12 protein-coding genes and 3 tRNA genes are annotated in these 15,050 nt (G+C 64.9%); 6 read left to right on the plus strand and 9 right to left on the minus strand.

The genetic code is table 11. The features are described from left to right. Positions 1-224 precede the first annotated feature (224 nt). The 3 genes from leuA to ACFPFG_RS28415 all read left to right on the plus strand — a co-directional run bounded on the left by leuA (position 225) and on the right by ACFPFG_RS28415 (position 4,771). Positions 225-1,916 carry a 2-isopropylmalate synthase gene (leuA, locus tag ACFPFG_RS28405; RefSeq protein WP_197955710.1) on the plus strand — a complete coding sequence of 564 codons (1,692 nt, stop codon included), beginning with the start codon at positions 225-227 and terminating at the stop codon, positions 1,914-1,916. Positions 1,917-2,015: 99 nt separating this feature from the next. Continuing rightward, positions 2,016-3,554 carry a 2-isopropylmalate synthase gene (locus tag ACFPFG_RS28410; protein ID WP_197955712.1) on the plus strand — a complete coding sequence of 513 codons (1,539 nt, stop codon included), beginning with the start codon at positions 2,016-2,018 and terminating at the stop codon, positions 3,552-3,554. Between the two features lie 119 nt (positions 3,555-3,673). Then, positions 3,674-4,771, plus strand: coding sequence for a serine hydrolase (locus tag ACFPFG_RS28415; protein WP_183021725.1), 1,098 nt, complete (start codon positions 3,674-3,676; stop codon positions 4,769-4,771). 92 nt (positions 4,772-4,863) lie between these two features. On the opposite strand, the gene ACFPFG_RS28420 is transcribed toward ACFPFG_RS28415, so the two are convergent. From ACFPFG_RS28420 to aat, 3 genes are all read right to left on the minus strand, one after another. After that, the gene (locus tag ACFPFG_RS28420) at positions 4,864-5,688 is read right to left on the minus strand and encodes an IclR family transcriptional regulator (protein ID WP_013801509.1); all 825 of its coding nucleotides are present in this window, start codon (positions 5,686-5,688) and stop codon (positions 4,864-4,866) included. A gap of 128 nt (positions 5,689-5,816) precedes the next feature. Next, a complete protein-coding gene (locus ACFPFG_RS28425; RefSeq protein ID WP_380109272.1) occupies positions 5,817-6,566 on the minus strand; it encodes an arginyltransferase in 750 nt (249 codons plus the stop codon). Then, the gene (aat, locus tag ACFPFG_RS28430) at positions 6,563-7,348 is read right to left on the minus strand and encodes a leucyl/phenylalanyl-tRNA--protein transferase (RefSeq protein ID WP_183021723.1); all 786 of its coding nucleotides are present in this window, start codon (positions 7,346-7,348) and stop codon (positions 6,563-6,565) included. The genes ACFPFG_RS28425 and aat overlap by 4 nt, the downstream gene beginning before the upstream one ends. Before the next feature lie 235 nt (positions 7,349-7,583). On the opposite strand from aat, the gene ACFPFG_RS28435 reads away from it, so the two are divergent. Then, positions 7,584-7,910 (plus strand): hypothetical protein, encoded by a 327-nt coding sequence (locus ACFPFG_RS28435; RefSeq protein ID WP_374622604.1) that lies wholly within the window; start codon positions 7,584-7,586, stop codon positions 7,908-7,910. Between the two features lie 44 nt (positions 7,911-7,954). Here the strand turns inward: ACFPFG_RS28435 and ACFPFG_RS28440 are convergent. The 4 genes from ACFPFG_RS28440 to ACFPFG_RS28455 form a co-directional block, all read right to left on the minus strand. Beyond that, a tRNA-Asn gene (locus ACFPFG_RS28440) sits at positions 7,955-8,030 on the minus strand. A 45-nt stretch (positions 8,031-8,075) separates the two neighbouring features. After that, a tRNA-Asn gene (locus ACFPFG_RS28445) sits at positions 8,076-8,151 on the minus strand. 53 nt (positions 8,152-8,204) lie between these two features. Then, positions 8,205-8,280: transfer RNA gene (locus ACFPFG_RS28450), tRNA-Asn, on the minus strand. Positions 8,281-8,381: 101 nt separating this feature from the next. After that, a complete protein-coding gene (locus tag ACFPFG_RS28455) occupies positions 8,382-8,750 on the minus strand; it encodes a YbaN family protein (RefSeq protein WP_049801494.1) in 369 nt (122 codons plus the stop codon). A gap of 289 nt (positions 8,751-9,039) precedes the next feature. On the opposite strand from ACFPFG_RS28455, the gene def reads away from it, so the two are divergent. Both def and ACFPFG_RS28465 read left to right on the plus strand, forming a co-directional pair. Continuing rightward, positions 9,040-9,579 carry a peptide deformylase gene (gene def, locus ACFPFG_RS28460; protein ID WP_183021720.1) on the plus strand — a complete coding sequence of 180 codons (540 nt, stop codon included), beginning with the start codon at positions 9,040-9,042 and terminating at the stop codon, positions 9,577-9,579. Between the two features lie 289 nt (positions 9,580-9,868). Beyond that, positions 9,869-11,362, plus strand: coding sequence for a nucleobase:cation symporter-2 family protein (locus tag ACFPFG_RS28465; protein ID WP_183021719.1), 1,494 nt, complete (start codon positions 9,869-9,871; stop codon positions 11,360-11,362). 77 nt (positions 11,363-11,439) lie between these two features. On the opposite strand, the gene ACFPFG_RS28470 is transcribed toward ACFPFG_RS28465, so the two are convergent. After that, positions 11,440-14,073, minus strand: a complete 2,634-nt coding sequence (locus ACFPFG_RS28470) for a [protein-PII] uridylyltransferase (RefSeq protein ID WP_183021718.1) — start codon at positions 14,071-14,073, stop codon at positions 11,440-11,442. A gap of 89 nt (positions 14,074-14,162) precedes the next feature. Beyond that, complete coding sequence (gene map / locus ACFPFG_RS28475; RefSeq protein ID WP_012206651.1) at positions 14,163-14,978, minus strand: type I methionyl aminopeptidase; 816 nt, start codon at positions 14,976-14,978, stop codon at positions 14,163-14,165. Positions 14,979-15,050 lie beyond the last annotated feature (72 nt).

The raw sequence follows: 15,050 nt of genomic DNA on the forward strand, positions 1-15,050 counted from the left end.
CGGTGCAGCATCTTCACAGCCTTTGTGAACCTGTGCTAAAGTCATCCGAATGCAATACCTGTCGCTAGCTCTACTACTGATGTCCAACGGGCAGAGACAGTAGCGCGCGCGTACATACCTACTTTCACGGCCCGTTTGCACCAGCGACGGGCCGTTTTGCATTTGTGGGGTCGCTGGAGCAGGTGGGTCTTGTTTTTACCTAGACGATAGAAAGCACTTCAGCCATGTTGCAAAACCCTTCGACCAAGTACCGTCCGTTCGCTTTCGCTCCCGTGCGTCTGCAAAATCGCAGCTGGCCCGACGCGACGATTACCAAGGCTCCGATCTGGTGCAGCGTGGACCTGCGCGATGGCAACCAGGCGTTGATCGAGCCCATGGACATCGATCGCAAAATGCGCATGTTCGAGCAACTGGTGAAGATCGGCTTCAAGGAGATCGAGGTCGGCTTCCCCTCCGCTTCGCAGGTGGAGTTCGACTTCATGCGCAAGCTCATCGAGGAAAACCGCATTCCCGATGACGTGACCATCCAGGTGCTGACCCAGGCACGCGAGCACCTCATCCGCCGTACCTTCGAGGCGCTCGAAGGCGTGCCCCGTGCCATCGTCCATCTCTACAACGCCACCGCGCCCGTGATGCGCCGCGTGGTGTTGAACATGAGCGAAGACGAGATCGTCGAGCTGGCCACCACCAATGCCCGCATGTTCAACGAGATCGCTGCCGGCTATCCCCAGACGCAATGGACCTTCCAGTACTCGCCCGAGATGTATTCGGACACCGAGCTGGAGTTTTCCAAGCGCGTCATCGATGCCGTCACCGAGGTATGGCAGCCCACGCCCGAACGCAAGTGCATCATCAACCTGCCCACCACGGTGGAGCATTCCACGCCCAATCTGTTTGCCGACATGGTGGAGTGGACGCACCGCCACATCCAGCGCCGTGATTCCATCGTGCTGTCCGTCCATCCCCACAACGATCGCGGCACGGGCACGGCCACGGCCGAGCTCGCGCTGATGGCCGGTGCCGACCGCCTCGAAGGCTGCCTGTTCGGCAACGGCGAGCGCACGGGCAACCTCGACGTGGTCAACGTGGCGCTGAACATGTACATCCAGGGCGTGTCGCCCGGGCTGGATTTCTCCGATATCGACGGCATCCGCAGCACGGTCGAGCATTGCAACCAGTTGCCCGTGCACCCGCGCCATCCCTACGTGGGCGATCTGGTCTACACCTCCTTCTCTGGCTCGCACCAGGATGCGATCAAGAAGGCCTTCGCCGACCGCAAGGAAGGCGACGTCTGGGACATGCCCTATCTGCCCATCGATCCCAAGGACCTGGGCCGCAGCTATGAGGCCGTGATCCGCGTCAACAGCCAGTCGGGCAAGGGCGGCATCGCCTATTTGCTTGAAAGCGAATATGGCCTCCAGTTGCCGCGCCGCCTGCAGATCGAGTTCAGCCAGGTCGTGCAGCGCGAGATGGATGCCAGCGGCAAGGAATTGGCTGCGGCCGACCTGTGGAATCTGTTCCAGCGCGAATACGGCCTGCAATCCATGCAGGCGCCGCACTACCGGCTGAGCGAGAACGATGGTGTGGTCAGCCTGTCGGCCGACCTGGCCGTCGAGGGCGGCAAGCGCACGGTCGAGGCCGAGGGCACGGGCCCGATCGACGCCTTCGTGCAGGCGCTGAGCGAGCACTGCGGCCGGGCCGTGCGCGTGCTGGACTACAACGAGCATGCCATCGGCGAGGGCGCCAACGCCAAGGCCATCGCCTACGTGGAGCTGCGCGTTGACGAGTCGCATGTGTGCTATGGCGTCGGGGTTGATGCGAATATCGTCTCCGCTTCGTTCCGGGCCATCATGTCCGGCTTGCAGCGCGTGCCTTCTGCCAAGAAGGCGGCGGCGCAGGAGGCGGTTGCCGCTTAAATTCCGTTCCCTAGCCGGTGCAGCCACAAGCGCACCGGCTTTTTTCATCGCCTGCCCGTGGGCAGGAGCTTCGCATCCACAAGAAAGACGAGACTCCCCATGACCGAACAATTGATCATTTTCGACACCACCTTGCGTGACGGCGAGCAGTCGCCCGGTGCCTCCATGACCCGTGACGAAAAGCTGCGCATCGCGCGTCAGCTCGAGCGGCTGAAGGTCGATGTGATCGAGGCCGGTTTTGCGGCCAGTTCCAATGGCGACTTCGAGTCGGTGCAGGCCATTGCGCGCGCCATCAAGGACTCCACCATCTGCTCGCTGGCCCGTGCCAATGACCGCGACATCGCCCGTGCGGCCGAGGCTCTGAAGGACGCCAACCGCGCGCGCATCCACACCTTCATCGCCACCAGTGCGCTGCACATGGAGAAAAAGCTGCGCATGACGCCCGACCAGGTGCTGGAGCAGGCGCGCCAGTCGGTGCGCTTTGCGCGCAACCTGATCGCCGACATCGAGTTCAGCCCCGAGGACGGCTACCGCAGCGACCCGGACTTTCTGTGCCGCGTCATCGAGACGGTGATTGCCGAAGGCGCGACCACCATCAACGTGCCCGATACCGTGGGCTACGCCATCCCCGAGCTGTATGGCGCCTTCATCAAGAACCTGCGCGAGCGCGTGCCCAACAGCGACAAGGCGGTCTGGAGCGTGCACTGCCACAACGACCTGGGCATGGCCGTGGCCAACTCGCTGGCCGGCGTCAAGCTCGGCGGCGCGCGCCAGATCGAGTGCACCATCAACGGCCTGGGTGAGCGCGCCGGCAACTGCTCGCTCGAAGAGGTGGTGATGGCCATCAAGACGCGCAGGGACTACTTCGGCCTGGACGTCAACATCGATGCCCAGCACATCGTGGCCGCCAGCCGCATGGTCAGCCAGACCACGGGCTTCGTCGTGCAGCCCAACAAGGCCGTCGTGGGCGCCAACGCCTTCGCCCACGCCTCGGGCATCCATCAGGATGGCGTGCTCAAGGCGCGCGACACCTACGAGATCATGCGTGCCGAGGATGTGGGATGGAGCGCCAACAAGATCGTGCTGGGCAAGCTCAGTGGCCGCAATGCCTTCAAGCAGCGCCTGCAGGAGCTGGGCGTGGAGCTCGACAGCGAAGCCGCGATCAATACGGCCTTTGCTGCCTTCAAGGAGCTGGCCGACCGCAAGAGCGAGATCTTCGACGAGGACATCCTGGCCCTGGTGACGGAGCAGGATGCCCATCAGCAGGCCGATCCCTTCCAGTTCATCTCGCTGGCCCAGCAAAGCGAAACGGGTGAGCGTCCACACGCTTCGGTGGTGTTCAGCCGCGACGGCCGTGAGATCAAGGCGCAATCGGATGGAAACGGCCCGGTCGATGCCTCGTTCAAGGCCATCGAGTCCGAGGTGAAGAGCGGAGCCGAGATGCTGCTGTACTCGGTCAACGCCATCAGCGGCTCCACCGAGAGCCAAGGCGAAGTGACCGTTCGCCTGCAGCGCAGCGGGCGCGTGGTCAACGGCGTGGGCGCGGACCCGGACATCGTCGTGGCCTCGGCCAAGGCCTATCTGAGCGCGCTGAACAAATTACACAGCAATGCAGAGATCGTGGCTGCGCAGGGGTAAGCACTCGCCTTATAATTTCATTTAAATTATCGAAAAGTCGCACAAGTTATTGTCACAGTGCGACTTTTTCGATTAATGTAAGGTCTAGTCACAAATTCTTGCTGCTTGGAGCATTTCTCATGCCCACCCTACGCCGTGCCCGCCTCGGTCGATTTGCTCAGGTCATGTCTTTTCTTGCCCTGAGTTGTGCTCTTGCTGCCCCGGGCGCGCATGCCGCGCCCGCCAAGAAAGTTGCCAAGAAACAGGTGGCCGTGGCCCCTGTCAAGAAGAAGGCGGTGAAGGAGCGCGCCACGGCCGCTCCTCAGGGCAAGCGCGTTGCCAAGAGCGCGCGCCAGCCCAGCCGCATCGCTGCACGCAGCGTTGCCAGCCCCATTCGCGCCGTTGCCTACGAGCCGCGCCTGTCCTTCGGCCAGATGGCCGGCCTGCATGCGGTGGCCGATCCTCTGGATCTCAAGAGCAGCGTGGCCCTGGTCCTGGACCAGGACACCCATGAGGTGCTGCTGAGCAAGAACGACCATGCCGTCTTGCCCATCGCCTCGTTGACCAAACTGATGACGGGCCTGTTGATTTCCCAGGCCCATCTGCCGATGGATGAGACCATCACCATCACGCAGGACGACGTGGATACCGAAAAGGGCAGCAGCTCTCGCCTGGCCGTGGGCACCACGCTCACGCGCGCCGAGATGCTGCACCTGGCCCTGATGTCCAGTGAAAACCGTGCTGCCCATGCCCTGGGTCGCACTTTCCCGGGTGGCCTGGATGCCTTCGTGCAGCAGATGAATGCCAAGGCGCGCCTGCTTGGCATGACCGATACCCGCTACGTGGAGCCTACCGGCCTGTCCAGCCGCAACCAGTCCAGCGCCCGTGATCTGGCTGTGCTTGTGAATGTGGCGCACAGCGATCCGCTGGTGCGCGAGTACACCACCTCGCCCGGCTACGAAGTGGCCGTGGGCCGTCGCACGCTGCAGTACAACAACACCAATCGCCTGGTGATGAGCCCCACCTGGGACATCGGCCTGCAAAAGACCGGCTACATCTCCGAGGCGGGTCGCTGCCTGGTGATGCAGGCGCAGGTGGCTGGCCGCAAGATCATCATGGTCTTCCTGGATTCGGCCGGAAAGTTCAGCCGCCTCGGCGATGCCGAGCGCGTGCGCCACTGGGTGGAGTCCATGGGTCAGGTGGCTGGCGATTCCATGATCCACAAGGTCAAGGGCTGAGTTTCTTTGCCCTCAACAACAAAGGCGCCTTGGGCGCCTTTGTTGTTTTTGATCGCTGGTCGTCTTGCCGCTTGCTGATTGCAGCGCCCTGATCAGTGGCTGCTGCGCGCGTAGGGGTTGGGTGGCGGTGCTGCCGGGCGGGTTGCGTTGAAGCCCAGGGCGCCCGAGATCTCCTGTGCGGTGGACTGGAGCTTGGACATCCAGCTTTCGTCCAGCCGGTCGGCGGGGGCGGAGATGGACAGGCCGGCCACCAGCTTGCCCTGGTCGTCGTAGATGCCGGCGGCCATGCAGCGCACGCCCAGCTCCAGCTCTTCGTTGTCGCGGGCCACGCCATGGTGGCGCACCTTGTCCAGTTCGTTTTCCATGTCGGCCAGCCGCGTGATGCTGAAATGCGTCTTGCCGGGCAGGCCGGTGCGCGTGGCGTAGGCGCGGACCTGCTGCGCGTCGTCCGCCGCCAGGAACAGCTTGCCGTTGGATGTCAGGTGCAGCGGCGCATGGCCGCCGATGGCGCGCACCACCTGCATGCCGGAGCGCTCGCTGTAGGCGCGTTCCACATAGACGATTTCATCGCCCTGGCGCACGCTGAGGCTGACCGGTTGCTGGATCTGCTTGTGCAGCTGGCGCATGGGAATCAGGGCCGCTTCGCGCACGCTCAGGCGGGCCTTGACCAGATTTCCCAGTTCCAGGAAGCGCATGCCCAGGCGGTAGCTGCCCGATTCGGGACGATCGACAAAGCGGCCGATGGCCAGATCGTTGAGGATGCGGTGCGTGGTGGAGGGGTGCAGGCCGGTGCGCTCGCTGATCTCCTTGAGCGATACCGCTTCCTCGCGCGAGGCCAACACGTCGATCAACGTGAACATGCGTTCCAGAACCTGGACGCTGGGCTTGGGGGAGGCCGCGTTATCGTTTTTTTTCATGAGGCGGAGTGGGGTTTCGGCATTCGGTCATTCTAGCGGCGACCATGGCATGGCGGCATATGTGCCGCCAGCAAACAGCGGCTATGCGCATAAGAAATGTCGCTGAAAAGGGAGGGAGTGACGCTGTATCAGCGCGGCAGCTGATCCACGCGCTGCCAGCGCTCGGCAACGCGCACCTCATGGGGCAGGAAGCGCGCCTTGTAATTCATCTTCTGGCTGTCGGCGATCCAGTAGCCCAGGTAGACATAGGGCAGGCTCATGGCCCGGGCCTGGTCGATCTGCCACAGCACATTGAAGGTGCCGTAGCTGGCGGGGTCGTTGGGCTCGTAGAAGGTGTAGACGGCAGACAGCCCGTCTTCCAGTACATCGAGGATGGAGACCATCTTCAGCGTGCCGATGCCGCCATCGGCCGCGGGCGCGCGAAACTCCACAAGGCGCGAGTTGACGCGGCTTTGCAGCAGGAACTGGGTGTACTGGTCCACGCTGTCATGGTCCATGCCTCCGCCGCTGTGGCGGCTTTGCTGGTAGCGCAGGTACAACTGGTAGTGCTCGTTCGAGTAGTGCAGGCGCTGGATCGATGCCGTGAGATCGGCGTGGCGCACGGCGGCGCGGCGCTGGCTGCGGTCGGGGCGGAAGTCGTGGACCAGGATGCGCATCGGCACGCAGGCGCGGCAGCCGTCGCAATACGGCCGGTAGGTGAACATTCCGCTGCGGCGAAAACCCAGTGAAACCAGCTCCGAATAGGCGCTGTTCTGGATCAGATGGCTGGGCGTGGCCACTTGCGAACGCGCCAGCCGGCCATCCAGGTAGCTGCAAGGGTAAGCGGCGGTGGCATAGAACTGCAGGGCCTGCAGCGGAAGATCGTTCGGGTGCGTCATGGTGTTCTGGCGGCAGCCGGTGATGTGTCGCCGGCCTCACCGGACGGTGGCAGCAACGCGTCCCAGTATACGTTTTCGAACTGCCAGCGCATGGGCGGCAGCTGGCTTTGCTCGGCCACGGTCTGCAGGAACCGGGCGCGCGGCATTTCGCGTGCGCCCAGCGAGGCCAGATGCTGCGTCGCCTGCTGGCAATCGATCTGCGCGGCGCCTTGGTGTCTGCACAGCGCAACCAGGGCTGCCAGCGCGATCTTGGATGCGTCGGTGGCATGCGCAAACATGGATTCGCCAAACACGGCGCGGCCCAGTGCCACGCAATACAGGCCGCCCACCAGGCGTCCATCCACCCAGGTCTCCACGCTGTGGGCTGCACCCTGGTGGTGCAGGTCGGCATAGGCGTCAAGAATTTCCTGCACGATCCAGGTGCCATCCTGGTCATGGCGCACCGTCTGGGCGCAGTGCTGCATCACGGTCTCGAACGCGCTGTCGATGCGGATCTCGCAGCCCGGCGTGGTGCGAAAGCGCTGCAATGTCTTGCGCAGGCTGCGGTGCAGCCGGAACTGCGATGTCTGCAGCACCATGCGTGGATCGGGCGACCACCACAGTGTGGGCTGGCCTTCGCTGAACCAGGGAAAAATCCCCTGGCTGTAGGCGATGCGCAGGTGCGCCGCATCCAGAGTGCCGCCTGCGGCCAGTAGGCCCGGGATGGGGTCGTTGGGTCCCCATGCCGTCTCCACAGGAGGGAAGGCCTGGTGGGGGATGAGCCATGGGAGGGGATGGGACATGATCGGGTGCGGACGGAGGAGATGGTTTCGTATTCTCTGCAGCCGCAGTCTTGCACAAACCATGCTGAAGAGGGCGGCGTGGATGCGGGGGAATCGCCTGGCCGGGGTAGGTGAACCTCCTACGCGGCCTTGTCGCGCCAGGGGACAGTGCCGCATGGCAGGCTTGGGCTATGCTGGTTCCGTCTTCTTGCGGATGCTTGGCTTTCGCTGTGAAGGCATCGAAGGAGGATGAGCGATGTTTTTCAGCAAAATCTTTGGCGCAAGCCTTGCCGAGCCGCGCTATATCCGTCGCACCCGGGCCTACCTGCAGGAAGCCCGCATGGCGATGCTGGAGCACACCATTGCCGCGGAGTACTACAAGTCCTCCGCCGACATGTATGCGGAACGCGCCGCGCGGCTGGAAGAGGAGCTGCGCGCATGGGAAGAGGGTGTCGAGCAATCCCGTGCCGCCCATGTCTCGCGCCGCGCCCATGCCAGGCACAGCAAGCCCGTCACCGTGGAGCCCGCCGCCACTGCGTCGCCGCCGAACACGCCCACCGTGGGCATGGTGCGTGCAGCCTGACCCAACAAAAAAGCCCGCATGCGTCGGCATGCGGGCTTTTCATCTGGCTCCTCAACCTGGGCTCGAACCAGGGACCTACGGATTAACAGTCCGGCGCTCTACCAACTGAGCTATTGAGGAATATGTTGGCGTTGGGTCTTGTGCGATTGCAAGGCCACTGAAATTTGGCTCCTCAACCTGGGCTCGAACCAGGGACCTACGGATTAACAGTCCGGCGCTCTACCAACTGAGCTATTGAGGAATACACGTCTATCGACAGAGATCTTGTGCGGTTGCAAGATCTTGAAATTCTTTTGGCTCCTCAACCTGGGCTCGAACCAGGGACCTACGGATTAACAGTCCGGCGCTCTACCAACTGAGCTATTGAGGAACAAGACCTAGATTATATGACGTAAAAAACACGTCGCAGAAAACTCGGGGGATTTTTTTCGGAAGGGCCTGCAGCAGCGGCCCCTCGGGCTCCCGGCGCCATCAAGGCTCGGGCCTGAACCACAGCCATACCAGCACGCAGCCCATGGAGGTCAGCGCCACGGCCTGCACCCAGGCGGGCGGGCGTGTCCACAGCAGTATCACGGCGCACAGGCTCATCATGGCGCTGGCGCTCCATTTGGCGCGCCGGCTCACGCAGCCGCCCCGTGCCCAGTTGCGCAGCATGGGGCCGAACAGGCGATGGCGCCACAGCCAAGTGTGCATGCGCTGCGAGCTGCGCGCTGCGGCCCATCCGGCCATGAGCACGAACACCGTGGTGGGCAATCCTGGAATGAAGATGCCGGCAATGCCAGTCGCCAGGCTCAGGCAGGCAAACAGCTGCAGCGCCCAGCGCAACGGGGCGGCCGGCATGCGGTGCAGGGGAGGGGGATCGTCATCATGGAAGGCCTGCGCCGTGCCTGCCTGCGCAGTGGCCTCGGGCTCCAGGGCCTGTGCCGTGGGTATTTGCTGCGCGCCTGCCTCACGGTCCTCTGGGGACGCGGTGGATGACTCTCTGGCGGTGCTGGGCATGCTGCGATTGTGCCAGCGCGCTGTGGCCATGGCGGCCAAGAGGTAGCCAAGAGGTGGCCAGGGGGCGGCCGGGAGCCGGGCGGCCGCTATGCTTGGCAACCCACATTTACATGCATAGCCTTGCACTGCCATGACTGTCCGCACCATTTTGAGGATGGGCGATCCGCGCCTGCTGCGCGTCGCCCAGCCCGTGACCGAATTCGACACCGACGAACTGCACCTGCTGCTCAGCGATTTGCTGGACACCATGCATGCAGCCAACGGCGCGGGGCTGGCCGCTCCGCAGATTGGCGTGGACCTGCAGATGGTGGTGTTCGGCTCCGGCCTGCCCAATCCGCGCTACCCCGACGCGCCCGTGGTGCCGCGCACCGTGCTCATCAACCCGGTCATCACGCCCATTGGCGAGGATGAACAGCTCGACTGGGAGGGCTGCCTGTCCGTGCCCGGCATGCGCGGCATGGTGCCGCGCTGGAACCATATCCGCTACACGGGCTTCGATGTGTTTGGCGATGCCATCGACCGCACGGTGGATGGCTTTCATGCGCGCGTGGTCCAGCATGAGTGCGACCACCTCTGGGGAAAGCTCTATCCCATGCGCATGCGCGACTTCAGCCAGTTCGGCTTCACCGATGTGCTGTTCCCCGGCATCAGCGCGGCCGAGGACGACTGAGCGGGCGGTCGCCGCCCGTATTCAAGGATCTGCGGTCAGGTCTTTGTATACAAATCGGTAGACAATTTTTCCATGCTGGCGCCGTACATTGGCACTTCCCGCCAAGGCGGGGATTGTGTGCGTTCGCCCGCCAAGAGCTGCCAAGCAGCCACCGGGCTTCGCGATGCAGGATGCAGGAGAGCGCGGCCTATCGGGTCGGCGGCCAAGGGCGCGCGGGGGCGTGCCTGACGCCCCCCGGCTGCCGCGAACTTGTCCGGCGTTCTGTGAACAAGAGGACAAGGAGACAGCGATGGAAAAAAGTTCTGGCAATGCGCCGGCCCTGGGCGCAGACATCCGCCCGGAGGACGAGCAACTCGGCCTCACGGCCAACACCCTCTATGGTTTGCAGCATGTGCTGACCATGTACGGAGGCATCGTGGCCGTGCCCCTGGTCATGGCCAATGCGGCCGGCATGTCGGCCTCGGACACGGGCCTGCTGATCACGGCCTGCCTTTTCATGGGCGGGCTGGCCACGCTGCTGCAGACGCTGGGCATTCCGTTCTTCGGCTCGCGCCTGCCGCTGGTGCAGGGCGTGTCCTTCTCGGGCGTGGCCACCATGGTCAGCATCCTGCACACGGGCGGCGGCATGCAGGGCGTGCTGGGCGCCGTGCTCTTTGCCTCGGTGTTCGGCCTGATCATTGCGCCCATTTTTTCCAAGCTCACCCGGTTTTTCCCGCCGCTGGTCAATGGCTGCGTGATCACCATCATCGGCCTGTCGCTGATGCCGGTGGCGGCCCACTGGGCCATGGGCGGCAATCCCCAGGCAGCCGACTACGGCAGCATGGGCAACATCGGGCTGGCGGGCCTGTCGCTGGTCATCGTGCTGGCGCTGAGCAAGCTGGGCAACGCCATGATCTCGCGCCTGTCCATCCTGCTGGCCATCGTCATCGGCACGGCGGTGGCGGCCATGATCGGCAAGTCCGACTTTTCCGAGGTGGGCAGCGGCGCCTGGTTCGCCGTGCCCATGCCGCTGCACTTCGGCTGGCCGACCTTCAGCCTGGCGGCGACCCTTTCCATGTCCATCGTGATCCTGGTGACCTTGGTGGAAACCTCGGCCGACATCCTGGCCGTGGGCGACATCGTGGGCACCCGCGTGGATTCGCGCCGTCTGGCCGACGGCCTGCGCGCCGACATGCTGTCCAGCGTGGTGGCCCCGTTCTTCGGCTCGTTCACGCAGAGCGCCTTTGCCCAGAACGTGGGCCTGGTCGCGGTCACGGGCATCAAGAGCCGCTATGTCGTGGCCTTCAGCGGCCTCATCCTGATCGCCTTCGGCCTGCTGCCCATCATGGGGCGCATCGTGGCCTGCGTGCCGCCCTCGGTGCTGGGCGGCGCGGGCCTGGTGCTCTTTGGCACGGTGGCGGCCAGCGGCATCCGCACGCTGGCCAAGGTGGACTACCACAACAACATGAACCTGATCATCGTGGCGGCGTCCATCGGCATGGGCGTGCTGCCCATGGTCAAGCCGGACTTCTATCACCACTTCCCGGACTGGTTTGCCACCATGTTCCATTCGGGCATCAGCTCCACGGCGGTGACCGTGCTGCTGCTGAACCTGGTCTTCAACCACTTCAAGCAGGGCAACCCCGAGCAGCCTTCGGTGTTCGGCGCAGGTTCGGAGCGCGTGCTCAGCGAGGCCGTGCTGTCTGCCCTGGCCGATGGCGACCGGGTGGTCGATGGCAAGCTCTATGACCGCGAGGGCAAGCAAGTGGCCACGGTGTCGGCGCCTGCGGCCGCCATGCACTGACGGCCGCACCCGCGCCAGCGCCTGGATGCAAAAGGCCCGCCCTGGTTGACAGGGCGGGCCTTTTTTTCGCCGCAAGCTCAGACCGCCAAGGCCTGCAGCAGCTCGGTTTCTATGAGCAGCTGGCGCTGGTTGTTCTGCAGTTCGGCGCCCTCGATCAGAAAGCTGTCTTCCACGCGCTCGCCCAGCGTGCTGACCTTGGCCAATTGCACGCTCAGGTGGTGCTGGGCCAGGATGCGCGCCACGGTGTAGAGCAGGCCGGCCCGGTCCGTGGCCGAGATGGACAGCAGCCAGTGCTGGGCTTTCTCGTCGGGCTGCAGCGTGACGCGCGGCGCAAAGGGAAAGCTTTTGACGCGGCGCGACAGGCGCCGGGGGGATGGCTCGCGCAGCGGCCCGCCCTGCATCAGCGCGGCGACCAGGTCGTTCTCGACCATGTGCATCAGCTCGCGGTACTGCTCCTGCATGGCGGGCGCGACCACCTGGAAGGTGTCCAGCGCATAGCTGTTGTGGGCCGTGTGCACGCGCGCATCCAGAATGGAGAAGGCCGCCCGGTCGAAGTAGCCGCAGATGCGTGCGAACAGATCGGGCTGGTCAGGCGCGTAGACCAGCACCTGCAGCCCCTCGCCGGCCAGGGAGCGGCGCGCGCGCACCACGGGGCGGGTGGTGCCCACGTGGCGCGACAGGTGGCGCGTGTGCCAGGCGATGTCGGCTGCCTCGTGGCGCATGAAATAGTCCACGCCCAGCGTGTCCCAGAGCTTCTTGTGCGATTCGAAGGGCTGGGCTGTCAGTGCCAGCTGCACCAGGGCCTCGCGGCGGCGGGCCTCGATTTCGGCGGCTGCATCGGGCGCGCGCCCGCCCATGACGCGCAAGGTCAGGCGATAGGTGTCCTCCAGCAGCTTGCCCTTCCAGGCGCTCCAGACCTTGGGGCTGGTGCCGCGGATGTCGGCCACGGTCAGCAGGTACAGGGCCGTGAGATTGCGCTCGTTGCCCACGCGCTCGGCAAAGGCCTGGATCACCTCGGGGTCCGACAGATCCTGCTTTTGCGCGACCTGGCTCATGGTCAGGTGCTCGCGCACGAGGAATTCGATCAGCTCGGCGTCGGCGCGCGCAATGCCGTGGGCGCGGCAAAAGCGCTTGGCCTCCACGGCGCCGATGATGGAGTGGTCGCCGCCGCGGCCCTTGCCGATGTCGTGGAACAGCGCGGCCACGTACAGCAGCCAGGGCTTGTCCCAGCCGCTGGCCAGCTGCGAGCAGAACGGGTACTCATGCGCATGCTCGGCCATGAAAAAGCGCCGCACATTGCGCAGCACCATGAGGATGTGCTGGTCCACCGTGTAGACGTGGAACAGGTCATGCTGCATCTGGCCCACGATGCGCCGGAACGGCCACAGGTAGCGCCCCAGCACCGAGGTCTGGTTCATCAGCCGCATGGCGTGCGTGATGCCGCTGGGCTGCTGCAGGATCTTCATGAAGGTGGCGCGGTTGACCGGGTCGCGCCGGAAGGCCGCGTCCATCAGGTCACGCGCGCCGTACAGCGCGCGCAGCGTGCGTGCCGACAGGTCGGTGAGGCCCACATGGGTCTCGTACATCAGAAAGGTTTCGAGGATGGCGTGCGGCTCGCGCTCGTAGAGATCGTCGCTGGCCACCTCGATGGTGCCGGCCTTCTCGTAGAAGCGCGAGTTCAGCCGGATGCGCGGCGTGGGGCGCGGGTTCAGCCGCTCCTCGATGTTCAGCCGCAGGATCTGGCACAGCTGGGTCACGGCCTTGGCCGCCCAGTAGTAGTGGCGCATCAGCGTCTCGCTGGCGCGCATGGCCAGCTTGCGCCCCTCGGCCGAGGTGGAGCGGTAGCCGAAGGCCTCGGCCACGGCAGTCTGCTGGTCGAAGACCAGGCGGTCCTCATGCCGGCCCGCCACCGCGTGCAGGCGCGCACGTATCAGGCTCAGCAGGGCTTCGTTGTCCTCGAGCTGCCGGCGCTCGAAATCGGTGATCAGCCCCTTGCCGGCCAGGGCCTGCCAGCTGCTGCCCAGGCCTGCGGCACGGGCCAGCCAGATCATGGTGTGCAGATCGCGCAGCCCGCCGGGCGATTCCTTGCAGTTGGGCTCCAGCGAGTAGGGCGTGCTCTCGTACTTGTTGTGGCGCTGGCGCATTTCCAGCAGCTTGCCGGACAGAAAGGCGCGCGCGTTCATCTGGGCCTGGTAGCGCGTCTGGAACTCGGCGAACAGCGGCTCGCTGCCGCAGATGCGGCGTGATTCCAGCAGGGCGGTCTGCACCGTCAGGTCGCGCTCGGATTCTTCCAGGCATTCGGCCAGCGTGCGCACGCTGGAGCCGATCTCCAGGCCCGCGTCCCAGCAACTGCCGATGAATTTCTCGATGCGCGAGGCCAGTTCGGCATCTGCCGTGCCGGCGGCTGGCAGCAGCACCAGCACGTCGATGTCGGAATAGGGAAACAGCTGGGCGCGCCCGAAGCCGCCCACGGCGGCCAGGCAGGCCTCGGGCGGCATGCCGGCGCGATGCCACAGCGCGCGCAGCAGCGTGTCGGCCAGATCGCTCAGGTGCTGAAGCACCAGGCGCACGCCGCGCCGGCCCATGGTGGGCGCCAGCAGCGAGCCTATCCAGCGCCCGCGATCCCGGGCGTACTGCGCGCGCAACTGCTCCAGCGAGTCCGGGGCAGAGGGCGCAGCGTGGGAAGGAGTGTGGTCAGTGGTCTGTTTCATGCGCGGCGAGGGCAGGGAAGGCGCCGGGAGCGGGTGCCCCGGACGCCATGCCATTTTGCCTGCGCATCACGCAAGAAACATGCCGAGCCTCAGCAGCTCGTGGTGGTAACGAAGGGGGGCAGCGCGGGCGAGCCGGCCGACAGGGTCATGACTTCGTAGCCGGTCCGGGTCACCACCAGGGTGTGTTCCCACTGGGCCGAGAGGCTGTGGTCCTTGGTCACGATGGTCCAGCCGTCCTTGCCCAGTTCCTTGATCTCGCGCTTGCCCAGGTTGAGCATGGGCTCGACGGTGAAGACCATGCCTTCCTCCAGCACGGTGCCCGTTCCGGGGCGGCCGTAGTGCAGGATCTGGGGCTCTTCGTGGAACTTCTGGCCGATGCCGTGGCCGCAGAACTCGCGCACCACCGACAGGCCGTGGCCTTCGGCAAAGGTCTGGATGGCGTTGCCGATGTCGCCCAGCGTGGCGCCGGGCCTGACCTGCTGGATGCCCAGCCACATGGCGTCGAAGGTCAGTGCCGACAGGCGCTTGGCCGCGATGGAGCACTCTCCGATCATGAACATGCGGCTGTTGTCGCCGTACCAGCCGTCCTTGGTGATGACCGTGACGTCCACATTGACGATGTCGCCCTTCTTGAGCGGCTTGTCATTGGGAATGCCGTGGCAGACCACATGGTTGACCGAGGTGCACAGGTGTCCGGGGTAGGGAGGGTAGCCGGGCGGCTGGTAGCCGATGGTGGCGGAGACCGTGCCCTGCTGCGCCATGCATTCGGCGCCCAGGCGGTCGATCTCGGCCGTGGTGATGCCGGGCTTGATGTGGGGGGTGATGTAGTCCAGCACTTCCGAAGCCAGGCGGCAGGCCACGCGCATGGCTGCGATGTCTTCAGCGCTCTTGATGGTGATGCTCATGCCCGCAATTATCCCATTGCGCCTTCGGGCGTGCAGGGGTAAGGGGCGGCTGTCGCCATCGGGACGGCGCAG

Origin of the sequence: Delftia deserti (genome assembly GCF_042653485.1) — a bacterium.
In the GTDB taxonomy this organism is placed as follows: domain Bacteria; phylum Pseudomonadota; class Gammaproteobacteria; order Burkholderiales; family Burkholderiaceae_C; genus Comamonas; species Comamonas acidovorans.